At 37.7% G+C, this 24,288-nt stretch carries 22 protein-coding genes; 16 read left to right on the top strand and 6 right to left on the bottom strand.

Annotated features, from left to right (window positions below; genetic code table 11):
• Positions 1-305 precede the first annotated feature (305 nt).
• The 4 genes from MMF97_RS14645 (at position 306) to MMF97_RS14195 (ending at position 2,464) form a co-directional block, all read left to right on the top strand.
• On the top strand, positions 306-767 hold the full coding sequence (locus MMF97_RS14645) for an RHS repeat-associated core domain-containing protein (RefSeq protein WP_317228613.1): 462 nt from the start codon (positions 306-308) through the stop codon (positions 765-767).
• An 11-nt stretch (positions 768-778) separates the two neighbouring features.
• On the top strand, positions 779-1,168 hold the full coding sequence (locus MMF97_RS14205; RefSeq protein WP_243363205.1) for a hypothetical protein: 390 nt from the start codon (positions 779-781) through the stop codon (positions 1,166-1,168).
• A gap of 496 nt (positions 1,169-1,664) precedes the next feature.
• A complete protein-coding gene (locus tag MMF97_RS14200) occupies positions 1,665-2,105 on the top strand; it encodes a tetratricopeptide repeat protein (protein WP_243363204.1) in 441 nt (146 codons plus the stop codon).
• Between the two features lie 107 nt (positions 2,106-2,212).
• Positions 2,213-2,464 carry an RHS repeat-associated core domain-containing protein gene (locus MMF97_RS14195; RefSeq protein ID WP_243363203.1) on the top strand — a complete coding sequence of 84 codons (252 nt, stop codon included), beginning with the start codon at positions 2,213-2,215 and terminating at the stop codon, positions 2,462-2,464.
• A 47-nt stretch (positions 2,465-2,511) separates the two neighbouring features.
• On the opposite strand, the gene secDF is transcribed toward MMF97_RS14195, so the two are convergent.
• From secDF to MMF97_RS14180, 3 genes are all read right to left on the bottom strand, one after another.
• Entirely contained in the window at positions 2,512-5,481 is a 2,970-nt protein-coding gene (gene secDF / locus MMF97_RS14190) for a protein translocase subunit SecDF (protein WP_243363202.1), read from the bottom strand.
• A gap of 109 nt (positions 5,482-5,590) precedes the next feature.
• A complete protein-coding gene (locus tag MMF97_RS14185) occupies positions 5,591-6,097 on the bottom strand; it encodes a dihydrofolate reductase (protein ID WP_243363201.1) in 507 nt (168 codons plus the stop codon).
• A 100-nt stretch (positions 6,098-6,197) separates the two neighbouring features.
• Positions 6,198-6,992 (bottom strand): thymidylate synthase, encoded by a 795-nt coding sequence (locus tag MMF97_RS14180; protein WP_243363199.1) that lies wholly within the window; start codon positions 6,990-6,992, stop codon positions 6,198-6,200.
• A 173-nt stretch (positions 6,993-7,165) separates the two neighbouring features.
• On the opposite strand from MMF97_RS14180, the gene MMF97_RS14175 reads away from it, so the two are divergent.
• The 6 genes from MMF97_RS14175 to MMF97_RS14150 all read left to right on the top strand — a co-directional run bounded on the left by MMF97_RS14175 (position 7,166) and on the right by MMF97_RS14150 (position 14,117).
• On the top strand, positions 7,166-7,753 hold the full coding sequence (locus MMF97_RS14175) for a DUF1287 domain-containing protein (RefSeq protein ID WP_243363198.1): 588 nt from the start codon (positions 7,166-7,168) through the stop codon (positions 7,751-7,753).
• A 47-nt stretch (positions 7,754-7,800) separates the two neighbouring features.
• Positions 7,801-8,604 carry a 4-(cytidine 5'-diphospho)-2-C-methyl-D-erythritol kinase gene (gene ispE / locus MMF97_RS14170; protein ID WP_243363196.1) on the top strand — a complete coding sequence of 268 codons (804 nt, stop codon included), beginning with the start codon at positions 7,801-7,803 and terminating at the stop codon, positions 8,602-8,604.
• Between the two features lie 126 nt (positions 8,605-8,730).
• Positions 8,731-9,147 carry an OsmC family protein gene (locus MMF97_RS14165; RefSeq protein WP_243363195.1) on the top strand — a complete coding sequence of 139 codons (417 nt, stop codon included), beginning with the start codon at positions 8,731-8,733 and terminating at the stop codon, positions 9,145-9,147.
• A gap of 28 nt (positions 9,148-9,175) precedes the next feature.
• Entirely contained in the window at positions 9,176-10,336 is a 1,161-nt protein-coding gene (locus MMF97_RS14160; RefSeq protein WP_243363192.1) for an O-succinylhomoserine sulfhydrylase, read from the top strand.
• Between the two features lie 112 nt (positions 10,337-10,448).
• A complete protein-coding gene (locus MMF97_RS14155; RefSeq protein ID WP_243363190.1) occupies positions 10,449-12,200 on the top strand; it encodes a tetratricopeptide repeat protein in 1,752 nt (583 codons plus the stop codon).
• Between the two features lie 108 nt (positions 12,201-12,308).
• Positions 12,309-14,117, top strand: a complete 1,809-nt coding sequence (locus MMF97_RS14150) for a T9SS type A sorting domain-containing protein (RefSeq protein ID WP_243363189.1) — start codon at positions 12,309-12,311, stop codon at positions 14,115-14,117.
• A gap of 59 nt (positions 14,118-14,176) precedes the next feature.
• Here the strand turns inward: MMF97_RS14150 and MMF97_RS14145 are convergent, their stop codons facing one another.
• On the bottom strand, positions 14,177-15,007 hold the full coding sequence (locus MMF97_RS14145) for a CvfB family protein (RefSeq protein WP_243363187.1): 831 nt from the start codon (positions 15,005-15,007) through the stop codon (positions 14,177-14,179).
• A 222-nt stretch (positions 15,008-15,229) separates the two neighbouring features.
• Positions 15,230-17,005, bottom strand: a complete 1,776-nt coding sequence (locus MMF97_RS14140; RefSeq protein WP_243363185.1) for an aminopeptidase P family protein — start codon at positions 17,003-17,005, stop codon at positions 15,230-15,232.
• Positions 17,006-17,109: 104 nt separating this feature from the next.
• On the opposite strand from MMF97_RS14140, the gene MMF97_RS14135 reads away from it, so the two are divergent.
• The 5 genes from MMF97_RS14135 (at position 17,110) to MMF97_RS14115 (ending at position 22,737) form a co-directional block, all read left to right on the top strand.
• Entirely contained in the window at positions 17,110-17,985 is an 876-nt protein-coding gene (locus MMF97_RS14135) for an AraC family transcriptional regulator (RefSeq protein WP_243363183.1), read from the top strand.
• An 88-nt stretch (positions 17,986-18,073) separates the two neighbouring features.
• Positions 18,074-18,991, top strand: coding sequence for a dihydrodipicolinate synthase family protein (locus MMF97_RS14130; RefSeq protein ID WP_243363182.1), 918 nt, complete (start codon positions 18,074-18,076; stop codon positions 18,989-18,991).
• Between the two features lie 10 nt (positions 18,992-19,001).
• The gene (locus MMF97_RS14125; RefSeq protein ID WP_243363180.1) at positions 19,002-20,480 is read left to right on the top strand and encodes an aldehyde dehydrogenase (NADP(+)); all 1,479 of its coding nucleotides are present in this window, start codon (positions 19,002-19,004) and stop codon (positions 20,478-20,480) included.
• Positions 20,477-21,475: a 4-hydroxyproline epimerase gene (locus tag MMF97_RS14120; protein WP_243363179.1), complete on the top strand. Its 999-nt coding sequence runs from the start codon at positions 20,477-20,479 to the stop codon at positions 21,473-21,475. Before MMF97_RS14125 ends, MMF97_RS14120 begins: the two co-directional genes overlap by 4 nt.
• 8 nt (positions 21,476-21,483) lie before the next feature.
• Entirely contained in the window at positions 21,484-22,737 is a 1,254-nt protein-coding gene (locus tag MMF97_RS14115) for an NAD(P)/FAD-dependent oxidoreductase (protein WP_243363177.1), read from the top strand.
• Between the two features lie 2 nt (positions 22,738-22,739).
• Here MMF97_RS14115 and MMF97_RS14110 read toward each other — a convergent pair whose 3' ends face one another.
• On the bottom strand, positions 22,740-23,189 hold the full coding sequence (locus tag MMF97_RS14110; protein WP_243363176.1) for a universal stress protein: 450 nt from the start codon (positions 23,187-23,189) through the stop codon (positions 22,740-22,742).
• 91 nt (positions 23,190-23,280) lie between these two features.
• Between MMF97_RS14110 and MMF97_RS14105 the strand changes: the two genes are divergently transcribed.
• A complete protein-coding gene (locus tag MMF97_RS14105; protein ID WP_243363174.1) occupies positions 23,281-24,060 on the top strand; it encodes a C40 family peptidase in 780 nt (259 codons plus the stop codon).
• Positions 24,061-24,288 lie beyond the last annotated feature (228 nt).

Here is a 24,288-nt window from a genome sequence, read left to right as displayed (position 1 = left end):
TGCGAACTTATCGCTCTTGTCAAAAGCATTACTTCGCTTTATTGAACAGAGGTCTTAGGATGAGAGGTTTGGACTTATAACTATATCGTTACGCTTAGGAAACTTGAGAAACAGACAAAATTAATAATGTCACTATGAGATAGATTATGTAAACGACATAAGTATATTGCGGAGCAATAGACTTTATCCAGACTGAAGAGGGCAGGGCGCTGAACAACGGTGGCACTTACACCTACCAGTATAACCTTACCGACCATCTTGGAAATGTAAGGGGAAGTTTCGATATTTATAACAATGCTGTGCGGATGCTGCAGCGGGATGATTACTATGCTTTCGGAAAAAGAAAGGAAGTGCAATCAGGCGGCACGAACCGGTACCTGTACAACGGCAAGGAGCTACAGGATGAACTTGGACAGTATGATTATGGGGCTAGGTTTTATGACCCGGTTATTGCAAGGTGGAATGTGATAGATAATAAAGCAGAGAAATATTTAAATGTAACACCTTATATATATGCTGTCAATAATCCAATAATCTTTATAGATCCAGATGCTAATGATATAGTATACTTTAATTCTAAAGGCCAAGAGGTGAGTAGAACAGCATCAACTACACAATTTCAAACATTTGTTGATGTTAATGGCTCTTACGTCGAAGCATCCATGCCTAAAATAATTAAAGGATATAATGGTGTTTCTACTAATGAACGTCCGTATATTGGAAAGAGGACACAAGGAATGATAATTCCTCTTCCTGTTAAAAATTAATAATTAAAGATATGAAGCAAATACTTTTATTATCATCCATATGCATCGTTTTAGGATGTACTAAACCATATAAGACTATTAATCTTTATATAGACCCATCTCAGGCTTTTGATTACAATATAATCCATGTAAAGACGAAACTAAATAATGAAATTGTTTTAGATACTTTAATAGAGAATAAACATATAGCTTATAGTTATTTTATAAAAAGTTTAGATTATGATAAAGGAAAACTTTTAGTTGAAGTTAATGGAAAGATAAAAAATATAGAGCTGTTAAAAAACGTCTCACAGTGTACGGATATATTTATAAAGTATGATGATCATTCATTACTTTATAAAGCTGCTTCCGAAATTGAAAATAGAAAAAAATATTCCAGTAGATTTCAATTATTTGGTTGATAGTTTAAAAACGATTAAAGATTATTCTTTTATAGATGTAAGTATAAAAAAGGGAGAATGTAAGAAATAATAAAGAAATTAGTTTTTATCATCTTTATCTGCTTTGCTAGCTCCTGTTCAAAGTCAAGAGCAGGTACAACTGGTGTTTTCTTATATCAAAACAAGGATCTTGTAGCCCCAAAAAGTTTCAGATCGTTTAGTCTGTTATAAATGAGGATATATTCCTTGCTGATATGGGCATGGTGCTTGTGCTCTTTGGCAAGCGAAAGGAAGTACTGTTAGGCGGTACGAACCAATATCTGTACAATGATAAGGAGCTAGAACAGGAACAGTATGACTATTCACAAAAAGTTTATGTTTTTTATTGGTGTTCATGAGCTCGGTAAAACCCCGGTTACGGGGCGAGGTTCTATGATCCTATTATTGGTAGGTGGAATACTGTGGATCCGTTGGCGGAGAAGGATAGAGGTTGGCCGCCAAAATAATATTTAATAATATGAAGGGAGATAGAATATATCAATTAGCCTTAAAGAAGGCATTAATGGATAATGCTGATTTAAATGAGGTTTTTGCTTTACTTATGAAAGCAAAAAAAGTTAGTAACTATAAAGCAATATATGCATTGGGGACATGGTACCTATTTGGAACTCACGTTAAGAAAGATGTTTATAAAGCTTTTGAATTACTTTTAGAAGCAGCAGAAAATAATATTCCAGAGGCTTGTTTTGATATTGCAAATTCATACGAAGAAGGAGTTGGAACAGTAAAAGATGTAAATCAAGCGTTTGTTAATTATATGAAAGCAGCTTTGCTAGGGCATAAACAATCTATTTATGAGGTCGGAAGGCTGTATTATTATGGTATTGGTGTAAAAAAAGATAAGCAATTAGCTAAAGTATGGCTTGATATTGCAAATTTTTACGGTATCTCAGAGTAAGAGGCATAGTACCTTAACTTGCAGATGAAGGGCTTTGCTGATTAGCCCTACCAGACCATCTTGGAAATGTGCGGGGAAGTTTCGATATTTATGGTGGAGCTGTGCGAATGCTGCAGCGTGATGATTACTATGCCTTCGGGAAAAGAAAGGAAGTACAGTCGGGAGGCACAAACCGGTACCTTTACAACGGCAAGGAGCTTCAGCAGGAGCTGGAGCAGTATGATTACGGCGCAAGGTTCTGTGACCCGGTTATCGGTAGGTGGAACGTAGTAGATGCGCTTGCAGAACATCCGAAGCAAATTAATACATCTCCATATGCGTATACCGGAAATAATCCTATAAGTAGAATAGATACATAAAAAAAGCCCCGGAATTTCCGGGGCTTTTTCAATTATTTAAAACGAGTTTATTTTTTGTCTTTATCGCTTGAAAGATCAATTACGATTGGTGTAGAAATACATAATGAAGAGTATGTACCAATGATACGTCCGATCAATAATGCGAAGATAAATCCGCGGATACTGTCACCACCAAAGATGAAGATAGCGATCAATACAAAGAATACGGTTAATGAAGTTAAAATGGTACGGCTTAAAGTACTGTTTAACGCAAAGTTGATCAACTGAATTCTTTCTTCGCCATGTGCAGCATCTTCTTTTCCGTGTTGTGATAAACGCTCACGGATACGGTCAAACACGATAACGGTTTCTGTCATGGTATAACCCATTACCGTTAAGATTGCGGCTATAAAATCTTGCCCGATTTCCAATGGGAATGGCAATACGCCATCTAAAATGGTATAGAAAGATAATACCAATAACACATCGTGGAATAACGCGATTACCGCACCTAAACCATATTGCCATTTTCTGAAACGGATCAGAATATAGATAAACATTACAATACATGAGAACAAAATAGCTCCGTATGCTCCGTAAATAATGTCACTTGCAATAGTAGGGGTTACTTTTTGAGAACTTCCAATTTCGTATTTAGCACCTAACTCATCTAAACCTTTTCTCAATGCCGTTTCTACAATTTTATCAGCATTAGGATCCTGATCAGAAATATGATAAGGTGTAGTAATTTTTAAAGAGTGATCTGTACCAGCAGTTTTAACCAGTGCTTCTTCACCTTCAAATTTCTCTGTTAATTTTTTAGATACATCTTCGGTACTTAAAGCTTTATCAAACTTAACAATATAAGTTCTACCACCTTTAAAGTCAACACCTAAGTGTAAACCACCATTTTTAACATAGAATACAACACCTAAAGCAATAATAAGAGCTGAAATAGTGTAATATAATTTACGGTGACCAACAAAGTTAAAGGCTAAATTTTTAAATGCATTACGTGTAACGTTGTTATCAAAAGTAATGTTTGATTTTTTCTCGATCATAGATTCGAAAATCAAACGAGAAATTAACACTGCTGCAAATAATGAGGTAAGGATACCCACACATAAAGTAGTCGCAAAACCTTGAACAGGTCCTGTACCAAATATGAAAAGGATAATACCTAATATGAATAAAGTAACGTTAGAGTCGATAATTGACGACATTGCGTGTTTAAAACCTTCTCTGATGGCTACTGCGGTATTTTTACCATGTGCCAGCTCTTCACGTACACGTTCAAAGATCAGGATGTTCGCATCAACCGATAAACCGATTGTTAATACGATACCCGCGATACCTGGTAAGGTTAATACTGCACCAAAAGCGGCCAGCACACCCATAATGAAGAATACGTTGATCAATAAAGCGATGTTAGCAACCCAACCTGCTTTGTTATAATAAAATGCCATGAAGATCAGGATCACGATAAATGCGATCACGAATGACATTAAACCACTATCAATAGCTTGTTTACCTAATGAAGGACCAACCACAAAATCTGAAACGATTTTAGCTGGTGCCGGTAATTTACCCGCTTTTAATACGTTTGAAAGGTCTTTGGTATCTTCAACAGTAAAGCTACCGGTAATAGAAGAAACACCATTTGGAATTTCGTTCTGAACGGTAGGGGCAGAATAAACTGTATTATCTAATACAATAGCAATTGCTTTTTTGTTATTTGGATCAGCTGAAGCTTCAGCAGTGATTTTTTTCCATTTTGCTGCACCATCGCTGGTCATGTACATGTTTACCTCAGGTCTGTTGTTCTGATCGTAACCATAACGAGCGTTAGAGATCGCGTCTCCACCTAAATCTGGACGTCCATCTAATGAAGTAACCTTTATAGCATACAATTCAAAAACTTTGGTGCCTTGCATAGGTTTAAGGCCCCACATGAATTTAAGTGTTCCAGGAATTAAAGGTTTTACTTCAGCACTGTGTAAGTAAGCATTAACTCTGGCAGTATCTTTTTGTTGTACCCAGCCTACTACCGGTCCCGGACGTAAACCTTGCTGACCATTTTCTGCTGTATAAGTAGGGATACTTAAAACAGAGAATAAAGGATTGCTTTTCGCAGCCTCAGCAGCTTTAGCATTTGCTGATGTATCTTGTTTATTTTCTGTAGCACCTTTTGTTAATCCTGCTAATTTACCACCTGCATTTTTTGTTGTATCTGCAGCTTTTGCAGCAGTTGTATCTTTAACATGATTTTTAACAGATACGGCAAGTGTTTTATTGATGTTTTCTAAAATTCCGTAAACTTCTTCGTTTTGATATACTTGCCAAAATTGTAATTCGGCAGAACCTTGAAGTAATTTACGTACACGTTCTTTGTCCTGAACACCAGGCATCTCAATAAAGATACGGTTAGAACCTTCCTGCTTTTGCATGTTAGGGCTAACTACACCAAAACCATCTATACGGCTACGTAAGATGATAAAAGAACGGTCTATAGCACTTGTAGCTTCTTTATTTAAGTAAGACTTAATTTCTGAATTGCTGGCACTTGGGCTCAACTGGTTAGAGTTGTCAGGATTTACAAAGAAATCAGCCAGTTTGCCATTAGGAACAAGTTTTTCATATTCATTAACAAACAAAGAGATGAAATCTTTTCCACCTGCGTTCATTTGAACCTGTGCGTTTTGTAAGGCTTTGTTAAAATTCTCGTCTGAAGTATTACCTGCTAAAGACTTGGTAAGTTCAGCCAAAGAAATTTCCATGGTAACGTTCATACCACCTTTAAGGTCTAGCCCTAAGTTAATTTCTTTGCTTTTTACCTGTTGGTAAGTTAATCCGAAAACCGGATATACAGGTACTGTAGCCATCGAGTCTAAATAGGCTTTTTCTTTAGCCTCATCGCCTTTGGCGTATTCTTTGGCCTTTTTCTCTACGTTATAAGTAACTAAATTGAAAGAAAGTGAATACAGACAGACAATACCCAGAAGTATTGCCATAAATTTAATAAAACCTTTACCTTGCATTGTTTGTTTATTGTTTTTCTATTCTATGCTAATTTTTTACAAGTCGGCAAATCTAATTAATTTTTTAATTAATAAAACCCCCTAATGTAATTTTGTTATATATAAAGCGTTACATTTTTTCTAATGTTGAAAAAGTGTAGTCGAATTCATTTCTCTCGTCGGCTTTGTGTTCTGCTTTTTCGGTCTCTTTCCATACCTTTCTATCTATTTCAGGAAAAAAAGCATCGGCATCAAAATGATGATGTACAGTAGTAAGATAAATTTTATTGCAAAAAGGTAGCACCTGATTGTAGATTTGTGCACCACCTATAATAAATCCTTCTTCGTTCTCACCCAACAGATCAAGCGCATCGTTTAAAGAATGTACAACTTCTGCACCTTCTATTTTGTAATCTTTGTTATGGGTAATCACAATGCTCCTGCGGTTTGGAAGTGGTTTTCCGATAGATTCGTAGGTTTTACGGCCCATAATAATAGTATGACCGGTTGTTATGTTTTTAAAATGTTTAAGATCGGCAGATAAATACCAAAGTAATTCATTTCCCTTACCAATGGCATTATTAGAAGAAACTGCTACTACAATGGATAATTTTTTGGTTATTAGGGTATCAGTCATTTCGGTGTGTTGTTCTTGTTTTACGTTGATTGTTTTTAGTCTCCAACCAATTGGTCAATTCAACAATTAATCAGTTTATCAACTTATCAATTAACCTGATTTAAACCGCAACCACACCCTTTATATGAGGATGGGCATCATAATTTAATAAAGTAAAATCTTCGTATTTAAATTCAAATATATCTTTAACGTTTGGATTAAGCTGCATTTGAGGTAGAGGTTTTGGATCTCGGCTCAATTGCAGTTTCGCCTGCTCAATATGATTGTTATACAAATGGGCATCGCCTAAAGTATGGATAAAATCTCCGGGTTGCAAGCTACAAACCTGAGCTACCATCATAGTAAGCAGTGCATAAGAGGCAATATTAAAAGGCACACCTAAAAAGATATCGGCACTGCGTTGATACAACTGGCAGCTTAATTTACCATCGGCAACATAAAACTGAAAGAAAGCATGGCAAGGCGGTAGTGCCATATTTTCAATCTCCGCAACATTCCAGGCCGAAACAATAATACGTCTCGAATCGGGATTGTTTTTAATGGTATTAATGACTTGGGTAATCTGGTCTATATGACCGCCGTCTGGCTTTGGCCAACTGCGCCACTGCGAGCCATAAACCGGGCCTAAATTTCCATTTTCATCTGCCCATTCGTCCCATATACGCACACCATTTTCTTTAAGGTAATTGATATTGGTATCACCTTTTAAAAACCAGATCAACTCATGTATAATCGATTTTAAATGCAGTTTTTTTGTGGTTACAAGTGGAAACCCTTCCTGCAAATCGAAGCGCATCTGGTAGCCAAATACACTAATGGTACCCGTACCGGTTCTATCATGTTTTTGCGTTCCGTTTTCCAGCACATGCTGCATTAAATCTAAATATTGTTTCATGGTGAAGGTTTTTAAGAAAACTCAGGATTTGTACAAAACTAATAAAATTACCCCGCTATCTTTAAGGGAGCTAAGTTGATTTTTCCACAATTAATGCCAACATAAAAATAAGGCTGTTTAGACTTTACTTAAAACATCTTTTTTAACTTAGCCATCTGGATAATAATTGCAATATGTTTATAAGAAAGCTTTTGTTCACGGTAATTTTTAAGGTATGGATTGTAAGTGCTATGGCACAAAACCCAGTAGCACTTAAACTAAATGATGCCGCAATTGAACTTACAAACCAGAAAGTGGTTTATGATCCTGCTTATTTTAAAATAAAATATCCAAACGGAGATGTGCCTGCAGATAAAGGTGTTTGTACAGATGTGGTTATACGTGCTTACAGAAAATTGGGTATAGATATGCAGCAATTGGTACACGAGGATATGAAAAAGAATTTTAATCTTTATCCCAACAAATGGGGCTTGCGCAAGCCCGATACCAATATAGATCATCGCAGGGTGCCAAACCTGATGGTGTTCTTTGGTAGAAAAGGGGTAAAGAAAACCATTTCTAATAAGGCAGATGATTATTTACCGGGTGATATTGTTTGCTGGGACTTGAATGGCAAACAAAGCCATATTGGTTTGGTAATCAATAGAAGATCGGCTGATGGTAAGCGATATTTAATTGTACATAACATTGCCAATGGGCAGGAAATAGCAGACTGCTTATTTTCGTGGAAGATCATAGGCCATTACCAATACAAGCTATAGAGTTGAGCATACAGATTTTTAAATGACCGATAACCAATTACAATAAGATGTTAACTTTTGCAAATGCCAAAATCAATCTGGGACTTTTTCTAACCGAAAAGAGAACCGATGGTTATCACAACCTGCAAACGGTTTTCTACCCGATAAAGATTTATGATGTAGTTGAACTGATTGATGCAGAGGAAACATCTTGCATGGTTAAAGGCATTGAGGTACCTGGAGAAACAACAGATAACATTTGCCTCCGTGCTTTTAAAATGCTGCAGGCAGAATTCAATTTACCAAATCAGCGAATTATTCTATTAAAGAATATACCGGTTGGCGCAGGTTTGGGCGGAGGATCTGCCGATGCTGCGTTTTTGATCAAGCTGATCAATGATAAATTCAATTTGGGTATCAGCATAGCCGAAATGGAAAATTATGCCCGCAAATTGGGAGCAGATTGCGCTTTTTTTATTCGGAACCAACCTGTTTACGCATTTGGAAAAGGTGATGAATTTGAGGAAGCTGAGATTGATCTAAGTTCTTATTTCCTGGTATTGGTAAAACCTCCTGTTCACGTATCAACGGCACAGGCTTATGCTAATGTAAGCGTAAAACAACCTGTACAACCGCTCAAAAGACTTATAGAACTACCTTTATCAGAATGGCAGTCGGTAATGTTAAACGATTTTGAACCTTCTGTTTTTGCAGCATTTCCACAGATTGCCGAAATCAAAACAAAGCTTTATGAGGCTGGAGCTAAATTTGCATTAATGAGTGGTAGCGGTTCATCGGTATTTGGCATTTTTGATCGGGCGGTACAGTTGCCTGAGCTGGAAAAAGAGAACTTGGTTTTTTATAATCTCTAACTTTTTAATATTTGTTCAAAATTTTATTCTGTGTGTTGAGCTAAAAATAATTGACTTAAGAATAATATTTTGGTTTTTATCATTAAATTTGCTTTTAAATTCTTTTTATCATAGAACACATCACAAATGGAAATCAATCTGACACGCAAAAGCGGAAAATTTAATTTCGAAGCGATTAATGAGCAAGGACATGCTGTTTTATTAGATGGTAAACCTGCCATTGGCGGCGAAGGAAAGGGTTTCAGGCCCATGGAAATGCTTTTGGTGGGCTTAGGTGGATGCAGCGGAATAGATGTAGTAAACGTTTTAACCAAACAGAGAGAACCGCTCAATGATATCAAGATTCATATTAAAGCTACACGTAAAGAAGAAGAAATACCGCCTATTTTTGATGTAATAGATATCAGGTTTGATTTATTTGGAGATGTGAGTGAAGAAAAAGTTAAGCGGGCATTGCAAATGACCTTTGATAAATACTGCTCGGTTTCTAATATCTTAAGCCGTTCAGCAACCATCAATTTTAGTTATACCATAAACAAATAAAAGCACCTATAATATAGTTCCTCATACAATGGAAAATTTTGAAACCATAGCCATACGCACTCAAACTGAAAGAAGTGCTCATAAAGAACATTCGGCACCTATTTACCTTACCTCAAGTTATAAATTTGATGATGCCGAAGAGATGCGGGCTTTATTTGCTAATGAAAAAGAAGGTAATGTATATAGTCGTTATTCTAATCCCAACACCTCTGAGTTTATAGAAAAAATGGCTCTGCTAGAAGGTGCAGAAGATGGTTTTGCTACCGCAACAGGTATGGCTGCAATATTTACTACTTTCGCCACTTTCCTTAAAAGTGGCGATCATATTGTTTCGAGCCGCTCGGTTTTTGGTTCTACCCACCAGTTGCTTACCAATATTTTTGCCAAATGGGGCGTAACTTTTGATTATGCCGATTTAGATAAACCTGAAGATTGGGAAGCTTTGATTAAACCCAATACCAAACTTATTTTTGTAGAAACCCCTTCTAATCCAGGCATTGATATTATAGACTTGGCATTTTTAGCTGATCTAGCCAAAAAACACAATACCCTTTTAGTGGTAGATAATTGCTTTGCTACGCCATACCTACAGCAACCCATAAAGTTAGGCGCTCATATTTCTATTCACTCGGCCACTAAATATATAGATGGACAGGGCAGGGCTTTGGGTGGTATTATCTTAGGTAGTAAGGTGCTAATCAGTGATGTGGTGGCTTTTGCTCGTCACAGCGGACCGTCTTTATCGCCATTTAATGCCTGGATCTTGTCAAAAAGTTTAGAAACATTGGCTGTTCGTATGGATCGCCATTGCGAAAATGCTTTAAAGGTTGCGCAGTATCTGGAAAACCATCCTCAAATTAAACTGGTAAAATATCCTTTCCTGCCATCACATCCGCAATATGAAATTGCAAAGAAACAGATGAAAATGGGTGGCGGTATTGTAACCATTGTGGTTAAAGGCGGTATTGAAGGCGCACGTAAATTTATGGATGGACTTAAATTGTTCTCTATTTCGGCAAACCTGGCCGATACCCGTTCTATAGCTACGCATCCGGCAACAAGTACGCATAGTAAACTAACCGAAGAAGAAAGAAATATTGTAGGGATAGAGCAAGGCTCTGTACGTTTATCTATCGGTTTAGAGCATATTGATGATATTATTGCAGATATTGAACAGGCTTTGAAATAAATCAGAAAGAAACATTTTAATAAGGGTCAGTTTTTTAATTTGGCCCTTTTTTATTTGATCATATAGCAGGGTTCATGTTATCTCTTATATTTGAGGTAAGATGCTTTCTGATATGCGCCTTTCATTAGTTTTGTTCATCTTTATGGTTTTTGCTTGGTCAACTGGCTTGGCACAGGAACGGTATGTTGAAGCATTTGCAGATGCGTGGTCCAAAACGGGAACTAGCCAAACGGATCATGCCGAAAATACTTACACGATCTTAAGAAAAGAATTCAATGCCAAAAGCCTTGTAAGATTTGTAGATCAATTCAAGATCTACCTTCAGAAAAATCCTGATGAACGTTTAAAAGCCCGTTTATGGATGTTTGATGTATTGGGTAGAAGAGGGTTTAAAATTAGACTGCAGCGTCAGGATACACTAAAAGTTACCGAAGCTATAAAGTTAGCCCGTAACCTGAAAGATGATCAGTTGCTAGCAGAGATTTATGCCTTAGCTGCTGATATGGATTATGAGGGAGGATGCTTGCTTTATAATCTAAAAGCATTGGAAATACAAAAACGCATAGGCCATAAGTATTTTTCTTATGTTCAAAACAGGTTCTTGGGAGCCAGTCTGGCCTTGTATAAAACCAAAGATTTTTTAGAAAGCATCAAATACGGGCAGCAGTGTTTGGCCTTTAAGCATATTAAAGTACATGAATGGGATCCCAAAGTTTATATCTTTCAGTTAGATGTAATGGGCGCTTCTTATCTTGCCTTAAAGCAATACGATAAGGCTATTAATTATTATGAGCAGATTTTAGATACACTGCATAAAAAACCTTTACCAGCGGGTACGCAAGAACTTTGGCAGGCTATTGCCAAAGGTAATATAGGCAAATGTCTTTTTTACCAAGGAAACACTAACCAAGCCTTGCCCTTGATCAATGAACAGCTAAAAGCCGGTATTAAATATAATCAACCCAATAATGTAGCTATTGCTCAAAATGCCAGGGCAGAGATTTTTCTAAGTCAGAAGCAATACCAACCTGCTTTAACCGCGTTTAGAGCAGCTTTTGGAGCTGCACTTGCCAGCGAGAAATTAGATGATCAGATCAAAGCACTTAAAGGCATGGCCACCATTTATACTTATCTGGAGCAAACAGATAGTTCGCTCTATTACCAAAATCGTTATGGTCATTATCTTCAGAAAGAGGAACAAATGCTTAATAACAGTAAATTATCGGCAATAAATGCTAAAATATTATTTGATCATACCCAAAGAAATCTAGAAGAAGCCAATACCAGTATCCAGAAATTAAAACAGACCCGTACAGCTATTATTATAGCCATTGTATTGTTGAGTATTATAGGCTGGCTGTTATACAATAGGCAAGCCCTTAAAGCCAGATTAGAAAAACAAAAACGCATTTTTGAAGGCTTACAGGCGAAGGCTGAAGTGGATAAGGCCAAAAAGAGCCTGCAGCATTTTAGAAACCAGATGCTAGAAAAAGACAAGCTCATTGTCAATTTAAGTCAGTCATTACAAAAAAGTATGCTTCAAAATAATTTGGATGAAACGCTAATTGGAAAAAAACTATGGGCTTATGTGTTGGTAACTGATGCTGAATGGGAGAATTTCAGAAATGATTTTAATAAGGCTTATCCTGTTTTTTATCCACGTTTGCACGCCGTTCTACCCAGTCTTACAGCAGCAGAAGAACGTTTGGCCAGCCTGATGTTTCTGCAGATGGACAACAAAGAAATTGCAGGTACCTTGGGTATTGCGGCGGATAGTGTAGCCAGAAGTAAAAGACGCTTAAAAAATAAATTATCTCTTAACGAAGGCGAAACTTTAGAAAGTTATATCTTATCACTTGTATAGCAGTAATTGTTATCTTTTTAACCAATTGTCCGCTTTTTGTCCGCCCTAAAACCTTGCACTAGCCTTGTTTTAGGCTCAAATTTGTCTTTGAACCATTCAAAGATTAAGATGAAAAAGTTTCCTTACCTGATCCTGTTATTTATGATTTCAGGATTTTTAGCATCTGCCCAAACTCCTGATGCCAATGGCATTATCTATGTAAACAAAACAGCCGCAGGAAATGCTGCAGGTGATAGTTGGGTTAATGCTGTGCCAGAACTGGCTGATGCCTTACTGGCAGCAAAGAATCTGAATGCAGCTAATGCAGGTACAGTGAAAGAAATCTGGGTAGCCAAGGGTACTTACAAACCTAAATACAGCCCTCAAGATGGGGCTAATTTTGGTACAGATAAGGGACGTGACAATACCTTTCTCTTAGTAAGTAATGTGAAAATTTATGGCGGATTTCCGGGAACGGGTAATCCTGATATGACCGATAGAAACTGGAAAGCAAATCCTGTTATTCTGAGTGGAGATATAGACAATAACGATACTTTTGATGCCAATGGTAATATAACCAGTAATAAGTACATTGGTAATGCTTTTCATGTGGTAGTTGCCGTTGCTGTAAGTAATATAGAGCTCAATGGCTTTACCATTATCAGTGGTAATGCAAGTGGTGGTGGTTATTTGATTATTAATGGTAAGCTGATATATCAATATAATGGTGGCGGTATATATAACTATTCTTCCAGCCCTGCTTTTAGCAATGTAATCATTGTTAGTAATATGGCAACCAGTGGAGGAGGAATGTATAGTACTTCTTCATCCAACCCAATTCTTACCAATGTAACTTTTAGCGGTAACTCTGCTGCTTCGGGAGGAGGGATGTATAATTCATCATCCAACCCAATGCTTACCAATGTAATGTTTAGTGGCAATTCAGGCAATCCTAATGGTGGCGCTATGTACAATACAAGTTCTGCTCCAATTCTTATCAATGTAACCTTGAGCGGTAATACGGCTACAAGCGGGGGAGCGCTATATAATAGTGGTTCCAATCCTCAAATTCGCAATAGTATTATTTACGGTAATAGCTCAGGAATATCTAACAGCAGTTCTACTCCCGTAATTTCTTATAGCTTAATAGAGGGAAATTCCAGTACAACCAATAATAACATTGATGCAACAGGTATAACCGTAAGTCAGATTTTTACCGCTCCATTAACTCCTGCTATGGGCACCAAAGGAGATTATACGCTTAAAACAGGTAGTCCGGCTATTGGTATGGGCAATAATGCTTTGTTTGCAGGGCTCGATGCCAGCACCAAGGATTTAGCAGGTAATCTTCGTTTAGATGGAAGTAATATTGATTTAGGTGCATATGAGTATCAATCCACTTTATCGGTTAGCTTAGGAAACTTTACAGCTGCGGTACAAAATAATGGCGTTAAGTTGCAATGGAATACTTTGTCTGAAAATAACAATAAGGAATTTATCATAAGCCGTAGTGCCAATGGCCAGACTTATAGTGAATTGGGTCGAGTAAAGGGAGCAGGAACGGTATCAACTCCTCTTAATTACACATACTTTGATAATAATCCGTTAAATGGAATTAATTATTACCGGTTACAACAGGTGGATTATGATAGTGAAATAATCAAAGTGGGAGAAAAAGCCTTAACCTTTGGTTTGGCAACCATGGATTTAAAGATTTATCCAAACCCGACAAATAGGGTTGCTAATGTGAAATTTGGAATGGGTTTATACCATAAATCTTATTTAACCGATTTAACGGGACGCTTGTTAAAAACCAAAGAAATAAAAGCCGGAGAGAACGAAATTAAATACGATCTTACAGAATACCCTAACGGGATATACCTAATCAGATTAGAGGGTGCTAATCCGCAAATGCTTAAAGTGATTAAGGGAGGATAGCAAAATAAAAAAGGTTCATTCTTACCTAAGAATGAACCTTATAAAAAATATATTCGAGCTTACTTTACTAAAGCAATTTCATGATCAGATACGGTAATCAGTCTTTCTTTATATAAACCACCTATCGCTTTTTTAAAAGCACTTTTACTTACTTTAAAGCGATGGTAGATTTCTTCAGGTGAGCTTTTATCGCCTAAATTAATTTTTCCACCTGTTTCCTTTAGTTCGTTTAAGATTACGTCTTTGGTGTCTAAAATATGTCCAAAGCCCGATGGTTGCAGGGTAAGGTCAATCTTGCCTTCAACCCTTATTTTCTTGATCCAACCTTTACAGTGCATGCCTGGTTCAAGGTGGGTAAATAATTCGTTGTTATAAAGCAAGCCTATAAACTCATTATTGATAATGGCATTGTAGCCCAGATCAGATTTATCTACAATTAATAAATCAACCATATCGCCTTCCTCAAAGTCATGGTCAACATGCTCAACAAACTTATCTACTTTAGAAGAGGCCAGTAATCGGTTAGAAATTTCATCTACATATACATAAACCACATAACTTTCATCACGTTGCATCGGTCTTTTTTGTTCGCGGTTAGGAACAAATACATCTTTATCTATACCCAGATCTAGGTAAGCTCCGTCGTCGGTTACATCAACCACAGTTAACAGCGCAAATTCATTGGCAGTAGCTAAAGCTTTTTTGGTTGTGGCAATGGTCTGATTATCCTTGTTTTTATAAACAAAAACCTCAATGTTATCGCCCAGTTCTATGTTTTTAGGTACTTCGGTAAAGGGTAGAAGTACTTCTTCGCTACCATCAGATAAACTTAATCCCTGACTGTTTTTGGCCGCCACACGTAAATTATTGTATTCTCCTGTTCTGATCATGCTATATAATTATAGTGCAAAGATAGTTTATAAGCCGGGTTTTATGGCATACAAAATGTGTCTGAAAGGTAGAATGCGTCATCCCGTACTTGATACGGTATCTTAATACATGAGATTAATTTCTTTTAAGATCCTGAAATGAATTTGCTTCGCAGCTACTTCGTGCTCAGGATGACGTTTTCTTCTTTACAGACACATTACAATAAGAACAAAATTTTGTTCTTAAATGGCTTTGGTCATTTCTGCAAGAAATGCTTTGGTTTCGTTATCCAATAACGGACTAACTTTCTCATAAACTTCTTTATGGTAATTGTTTAACCAGTTAATATGATGTTTTTCCAGTAGTTCTGTTTTTACCAAAGTGGTATCAATAGGTGCTAAAGTAAGCGTTTCAAATTTGTAAAACTCATTAAACTCATTTACTTCATCTTTAACGGTTAATACCAGATTTTCTATACGCACACCATGTTTGCCTATGCGGTATATTCCTGGTTCTATTGAAGTAATGGTGCCTGGTTCTATGCTTACTGGTGTAGCAGAGGCATTAAATACATGAGGGCCTTCATGAACATTTAAGAAATAACCAACACCATGTCCGGTTCCGTGTCCATAATTTAAAGCATGATCCCACATCGGTTTACGTGTAATGGCATCGATAGCATAACCGCAAGTGCCTTTAGGGAAACGTGTACGGCTACCCTCTATCATGGCTTTAAGTACCAGAGTATAGTCTGTTTTTTCTTCTTCGGTATTGTTACCCAGAGGAATAACACGAGTAATATCTGTAGTGCCATATTGGTATTGTCCGCCAGAATCTACAAGAAATAAACCTTCCGGTTTTATCGCTACATCACTTTCAGGTGTTGATGAATAATGTGGTAAAGCGCCATGTTCTTTGTATCCGGCAATAGTGTTAAAACTTTCGCCAACAAACCCTTCCTGAGCTGCTCTGAATTGTCTTAATTTTTCGGCAGCAGAGATTTCGGTGATTGCTGTTTTACCCACATTATCTTTGATCCATTTAAAGAAAAGCGTCATGGCTGCACCGTCTTTAGCCATGGTAATGCGAGTGTTTTTGATTTCGGTTTCGTTTTTAATAGCTTTAAAAACGGTAGAAGGGTTGGTTTCTAAAACCTTATGTACCGAAGCCGGTATTTTTTTGTACAAGGCGAAACAATTGCGATTAGGATCTACAAAAATACTTGACTGCTCAGGGATATGCTCAAGATCTGTACGGATAGCATTATATTCTTTAACCGTAACGCCCGACATTTCTAATTTGGTAATGCTTTGACTGGTTAACTTGGCTTTTTCGATGTATAAAGCAGCTGTTTCGTTGGTAATCAATGCGAAACTTAGCACAACAGGATTGTAACCTACATCAGTACCACGCAGGTTAAAGATCCAGGCCATATCATCCAATGAAGAGATCAGGTGATACTCGGCTCCGTTTTTCTTCAGGGCTTTTCTAATTTCAGCCAGTTTAGATTCAACAGACCGACCAATAAATTCATCATTAATTAAGAAAGCTAAATTTGAAGGGAGCTGCGGTCTGTTATCCCATATTTTACCTACAAAATCGCGGTTAAGGAATTTAATTTGTTTAGGTGCAAGCAGTTTTTCAAGGTGCAGACCTAATACAACAGATACAGTATTTTCGTCAAAAGCAACTGTATCTCCGTTATTTAAATGATCGGCTAACCATTCAACATATTCAGGTACGCCCTGAGCTTTTAGCTTAACCAGTTCAAATCCGCTGTTTTTTAATTGCTCCTCGGCCTGTACATAATATCTTGAATCTGCCCAAAGTCCGGCAAAATTCTGGGTAATTACTACTGTACTTACAGAACCTGTAAAACCGGTTGTAAAAGCAATAGATTTATAATGTTCAGGAAGGTACTCGCTAATATGAGGGTCTGCCGAAGGAATAATATAAGCTGCAATACCTTCGGTATGCATTTGCTGCCTTATGGCATTTAATTTTTCTTTGTAGGTCATAACACAAAGTTTAAAAACTACAGTGATAAATGAAAATTTTAAAATGATTTTTACTTTTAATTGTCTTTAAAATCATGTTATTTTAACCTTATAAAGGTCGAATAATGAAAGTTTTGCAATTTGCCGTTCCGGTTGCCGCCACACAAACTATTATGGTTCAGGAAGACCTGATGCCTCATTTTTATCCGCATTTGCATAAACACGAAGAAGCCCAGTTGATATGGATAAAAAAAGGTACAGGTACTTTATTGATCAATAATGATATGCATCTTTTTAAAGGTGGAGATGTGTTTTTTATCGGTGCAAACCAACCGCATTTGTTTAAAAGCGATTCAGCCTATTTTAAAGAAGATACGTCTTTAAAAATAGAGGCACTTTCTGTTTTCTTTGATCCTGAAGGGAAAATTTCAGGTGTATTTAACCTGCCTGAAATGCAGATGGTTAAACAGCTTCTGAGCGAAAAAGCAGCTTTTAAGGTCAGCGAAAAACACCAGGATAACATAGCAGGTCAAATATTAGGTATTAAAAATGCAGAACCCAGATATGCGGTAGTCAAATTTCTGGAATTATTACTGGGTTTGCTCGCTATCAGTGCCGAACTTGAAAGCCTTACGGTAATTCAGCATTATGCAGCCGATGCCGATGCGCTTCGTATCAATTCGGTTTTACATTTTCTGATGAAAAATTACGAAAGACAATTGAGCCTTTCAGAAGTAGCTGCTTATGCCAGCATGACCCCACAGGCATTTTGCAGATATTTTAAAAAGCATACGCGACAAACTTTTACCACTTATGTTAATAACCTACGCATCAATGAAGTTTGCAGTAAACTGATCAGAGGTGAATATCCTAATATATCAACAGCAGTTTATGAAAGCGGATTTGCCAATGTCACGAGCTTTAACAGAGTCTTTAAACAAATAAAAGGCAAAAACCCTAAATCTTATTTAAAACAGTATTATGCAAATGTAAGTTTATAGGTTAATATTAGTAAATTAATTGTTAATAAGAGTTAAAAAACGTAAATATTTGATGCTTAAATTTGGATAAACTAAATATAGATCAGATATGAAAAACGTTGCATGGAAAGGCATATACCCTGCATTATTAACACCTTTTACGGCTGGTGATGAGGTTGATTATCCAATTTTCTTTAAAAATTTAGAAGCCCAGATCAAAGCTGGTGTAGATGGGGTGATCATTTGTGGTTCTTTAGGTGAAGCCAGTACGCTAAGCACCCGTGAGAAGCTGGATTTACTGGATTTTACGGTAAAACATGTAAACGGGCGTGTTCCTGTAATTATTAATATAGCAGAACAGATTACCAAAGAAGCGGTAGAATTTGCAGAAAATGCAGAGCGTATTGGTGCAGATGGATTAATGGTTTTGCCGCCTTTGCGTTATAAAGCTTCAGATGAAGAAGTTCTGGCTTTTTACAGCGCCATTGCCGAAGCCACATCTTTACCTATAATGGTGTACAATAATCCCGTTGATTACGGTATAAAAATTACCTTAGATATGTTTGAACACCTTTCTAAGTATCCTAACATACAAGCTGTGAAAGAAAGTACACGTGATATTTCCAATGTAACCCGCATGATCAACAGATTCGGCACCCGTTTTAAAATTTTAGGAGGAGTAGATACCTTATCTTTTGAATGCCTGGCAGTAGGAGCAGATGGGTTGGTAGCCGGCTTGGTTGACGCATTTCCTGAAGAAACTGTTGCAATTTACCGTTTAATTAAAGCCAACCGTTATGCAGAAGCTTTAACTATATACAGATGGTTTTTACCTTTACTGGAGCTTGATATTCATCCAAAACTGGTTCAGTATATCAAGCTTGCCGCACAGGCCACAGGAATTGGTTCTGAATATGTACGTGCACCGCGTTTACAATTAAAAGGTAAAGAACGAGAAGAAGTTTTGGCAATTATAGAACAGGGTATAGCTAATCGCCCTAAATTGCCTGATTATTTATCCTTATAAAGATTTTGCCATGTCGTTAAATACACAGGAGTTAGATAAAATATTAGGAAAAGCTGATGAGGCATTTCGTATATATAAAAAAATGAGCTTAAAGCAGCGAGCTGATTTTATGCGAACCATAGGCGAAGAGATGATGGCTTTAGGCGATGATCTGATTAAGACAGCTGCTGCAGAAACCAATCTGCCCGAAGCAAGATTGATAGGTGAGCGGGCCAGAACAGTTTTTCAATTGAACAGTTATGGTGAAGCGGCAGAACGTGGCGACTGGCTTGAGGCGAGAATAGATACGGCTGATACTGCAAAAACACCTCCTAAACCTGACCTGAGGAAAATGCTGGTTCCTTTGGGACCTGTACTGATGTTTGGAGCAAGTAATTTTCCTTTTGCTTATTCAACTGCCGGAGGCGATACGGCTTGCGCTTTTGCTGCGGGATGTCCGGTAGTGGTAAAAGCACATCCGGCTCATCAAAAAACTTCAGAATTGGTAGCACAGGCTATTCTGAAAGCAGCAGAAAAATGTAAGATGCCCGATGGAATATTTAGCCATATTGTAGAACCGGGCAATGCCATAGGTGAGTATCTGGTAAAACATCCGGTAATTAAAGCTGTAGGTTTTACAGGTTCTTATGGCGGCGGACGTGCATTATTTGACGCCGCTAATCAGCGTAAAGTACCTATTCCGGTTTTTGCAGAAATGGGAAGTTTGAACCCGGTTTTTCTAATGCCTGATAAATTGGCTACAGATGCCGTAAACACCGCTAAACTTTATGCAGGTTCTATTACTTTAGGGATGGGACAGTTTTGTACCAACCCGGGCTTGATATTTGGTATTGAAGGTGAGGCTTTGGAGCTTTTTAAGCACACATTGGCACATGAAATAGAACAGGTTGCTCCATTTAAAATGCTGCATCAGGGCATTGCCGATAATTTCAGCAATAAATTGCAACAATCGCTGGAACAAAAAGAAGTACGTGTTTTAGCACACACCCAAGCGGCAGTTAAAACAGGCGAAGGTAATATAACCGTAGCTCAGGTTGATGCAGCTACTTTTCTAAATAATCCACTCTTGCACCAGGAAGTATTCGGACCTTATTCTTTAATCATCAGTTGTAAAGATATGGATCAGATGAGAGCCATTGTAGCTCATCTAGAAGGTCAGCTTACGGCAACGGTTATGGCAACAGCTCAAGATGCAGTACAACATCAGGATTTATTTGCTGATATACAGGAAATCTGTGGTCGTTTTATTTTTAACAATGTACCTACGGGCGTAGAAGTTTGTTTGTCCATGCATCACGGAGGACCTTTTCCGGCAACAACAGATAGTAGATTTACTTCTGTTGGTGCAGATGGCATTAAACGTTTTGCACGTCCAGTGGCTTTTCAGAACTGGCCAGACCAATTTCTTCCAGAAGAACTGAAAAATGCTAATCCATTACAAATCTGGCGTACGGTAAACAATCAATTAAGCAAAGAAGCCCTTTCATGAAAAAGACATTCACTTGCATAGATGCGCATACTTGCGGAAATCCGGTTAGGGTAGTGGCCGGCGGCGGTCCCATTTTAAAAGGGAACAACATGATGGAACGCAGGCTGCACTTTTTAAAAGAGTACGATTGGATACGCAAAGGTTTAATGTTTGAACCACGCGGACACGATATGATGAGCGGTAGTATCTTATACCCACCTGTAGATACTGCTAACGATATTGGTGTTTTATATATAGAAACCAGTGGTTGTTTACCCATGTGCGGTCATGGTACTATAGGTACGGTAACCATTGCCATTGAAGAAGGACTTGTTATACCTAAAGTGCCGGGTAAACTGCGTTTGGAAACACCTGCCGGACTGGTATTGGTAGAATACGTACAGGAAGGCGCAAAGGTAAAATCGGTAAAACTGATCAACATCAAATCCTATCTGGCGGCTCAGGATTTAACAGTAGATTGTCCGGATTTAGGTGAGATTAAAGTAGATGTGGCATACGGTGGAAATTTTTATGCCATTGTTGATCCACAGGAAAACTTTAAAGGTATAGAAAATTATAGCGCTGATCAATTGATCAGTTGGAGCAGAGCTTGTCGTAAGCAAATGAACGAAAGGTACCAGTTTGTGCATCCTGAAGATAGCAATATCAATGGATTAAGTCATTTTTTATGGACAGGAAAAACGTTATCTGCCGATGCTACTGCACGAAACGCTGTTTTTTATGGCGATAAAGCTATAGATCGTTCGCCCTGCGGAACGGGAACTTCGGCCCGTATGGCGCAATGGCATGCTAAGGGCAAATTAAAAAAAGGAGATCAGTTTATCCACGAAAGCATAATCGGTTCAAAATTTAAAGGAACCATTGAAGAAGAAACCACTATCAATGGTATGCCGGCTATTATTCCGGGTATAGAGGGTTGGGCAATTGTAACCGGTTATAATACTATTTTTATTGATGATGCAGATCCTTATGCACACGGATTTCAGGTTATTTAAGCTTTAAAATGGGTAAACAAAAAGTAATTATAATAGGAGCAGGAATTACGGGCTTATTTTCTGCTTATTATCTCTTACAGGAAGGTTTCGAGGTTACACTGATCGATAAAGGTAATCTTACAGATAATTGCTCATCAGGTAATGCAGGTATGATCGTACCTAGCCATTTTATTCCGCTGGCAGCTCCGGGTATGATCAGTAAAGGTATTAAGTGGATGTTCAACAGCAGAAGTCCGTTTTATGTAAAACCCTCACTTAATCCTGAATTGTTGCGATGGGGTATTCAATTCTGGAAACATGCCAATGCCAAACATCTGGCTGTAAGTGCAGAACCCCTTCGCGATTTTCATTTACTAAGCAAAAACTTATACAATAACTTAACATCAGAAGGAACCATTGAATTTGGTTTAAAGCATAAGGGTATTCTAATGCTTTATAAAAATGCTGAAGTAGGAGAAGAAGAAATACATGTAGCCAAGCAGGCAAAAGATCTAGGTTTAGATGTAGATATCCTTGATGCGGCACAGGTACAGGAACTCGAACCATATGTTACATTAGATGTTGCCGGAGCGGTACATTATAAATGTGATGCCCACCTTTACCCTAATCAATTGGTACAAAATCTAATTACTTATCTTAAAGAAAGAGGTGTTGGTATTTTAACAGATAGCGCTATTACATCTATAGAGATTAAAAACAATCATATCAACGCTGTGCATACAGCTCAGCAAAAACATGAAGCAGATTTATTTGTGCTTACAGGTGGTGCATGGTTGCCCGGGCTGGCAAAAAGAGCAGGGCTTGATATTCCGTTGATGCCAGGTAAAGGCTATTCATTTATGCATCAACCGGGAGATGATCAGATTGTCCACCCGGCATTGTTGCTCGAAGCAAAGGTAGCGGTAACGCCTATGAATGGTCAGGTACGTTTTGGCGGAACGATGGAGATAGCACCTGTAAATAATAAAATCAATATGAAACGGGTTGAAGGTATATGGAATGCCATACCGCAATACTACCGTAATTACAAGGTGGCAATGCCTCAGCCTGATCAGATATGGTATGGATTTAGGCCCTGTTCGCCTGATGGCTTACCTTATTTAGGTTATACTAAAAAAATTGAGAACCTAATTGTAGCAGGAGGGCATGGCATGATGGGTGTAAGCTTAGCTCCGGCAACCGGTAAAATGGTTGCGCAGTTAGCTGCAAGACAACAAACCTTAATGGATATCAGCTTATTTAGCCCTGATAGATTTGCTTAAAATTATACGTCGGCCTTAGTAGGTACAATCAATACCGGACAGGCCGATTTGCGGGCCACGTGTGCGGCAACACTACCAACCAAGAAACGGTATAAGCCGCCTCTGCCGTGTGTACCCATAACAATCAGATCAGCTCCCCAGTCTTCAGCCTGCTGTAAAATGCCATGACTAGCCGTATCTAAAACCGAAAAATAACTGGTTTTTATACCTTTTCCGTATTTATTTTCGATTTCTTTTAACAATATATGACTATTTTCTTCGCTGTTATCATATACTTCAAGAAAAACAGGTGCCAGTGTAAAATCAGGAGTGGTAGCGGCCGGCGCAGGTTCAACAATATTCAATAAAGCAACCTCAGCATCATAATTTTTAGCTGTATCGTAGCCGATCTTTGCCGCTTTTTCAGAGCAAATACTATTGTCAACAGCAATTAATATTTTTTTGTAGCCCATAATATTGAGATTTAACCTACTGTATAAACAATTTTAGAGATAAAAAGTTTATCAGTATTTGTGCATATTTGCGTTAGTTATATATAAATATATGGAAATTTATCATGTTTGCCGCGTAGCGGTAGCACCTTTAAGAAGATCAGCAGCCGATAGCAGTGAAATTGTTTCGCAGTTGTTATTTGGAGATCGTGTTACTTTAATAGAAAAGACCGAAAAGTGGTGTTATGTAAAAACACATCATGATAATTATGAAGGGTGGATGGATTATAAACAACTTCAGCTTATACCCGAAATCCAGTATAAAGAAGAAAATGCTTACCATTTTATAACAAAACCTCAGTTAGATAATACACTGATTGATGCAAAAGGAACAAAATACTATCTGAGTCCGGCAAGTACCCTGCCATTTTATGAGAATGGTTTTTGTTATCTGGGTAATGAAAAATTTGAGGTAACTCAAGAACCTTTTATTGCTGATGCAGCTAATTTTATGAACAAAGTAGAAAAGGTAGCACACTTTTATGAAAATACGCCTTATTTATGGGGCGGACGTACCTTATTTGGCATAGATTGTTCAGGTTTTACCCAAACGGTTTATAAATTATTAGGATTAAATATCAGAAGAGATGCTTCACAACAGGCTGAGCAAGGAAATTTGGTAGATTTTCTAGCTTCTGCAAGATTGGGCGACCTTGCTTTTTTTGATAACGAAGAGGGTAGGATAACTCATGTGGGCCTCATGTTAGCCAACGATAAAATTATTCACGCTGCGGGAAAAGTTCGTATCGATCCTATTGATGATCAAGGGATTTACAATGCTGAACTAGGAAAATATACCCATAAGCTGCGAATCATTAAACGTTTTGTTTAAGGGATAATAAAGCTATATTTTACTTCTTTAAATCGTCATTCCGAATTTATTTCGGAATCTATCGAGTAAGATGCTGAACCAGCTTGTCCCGAGCCCATCTCGGAAAGCTCAGCATGACGTTAGGGGAGAGGGTCGCATGATGTGGAATTTAATGAGCTCAGAAATGATGTTAAACTGGGCTTTACAATGTACTGAGACAAGTAGTTGAAGTCAAAATTCACATTTCGA

This window comes from Pedobacter montanisoli (genome assembly GCF_022809115.1).
Taxonomy (GTDB): Bacteria; Bacteroidota; Bacteroidia; order Sphingobacteriales; family Sphingobacteriaceae; genus Pedobacter; species Pedobacter montanisoli.
The sequence above is the reverse complement of the archived record's forward strand: the minus strand, read 5'-3'. Positions and strand labels throughout refer to the sequence as shown.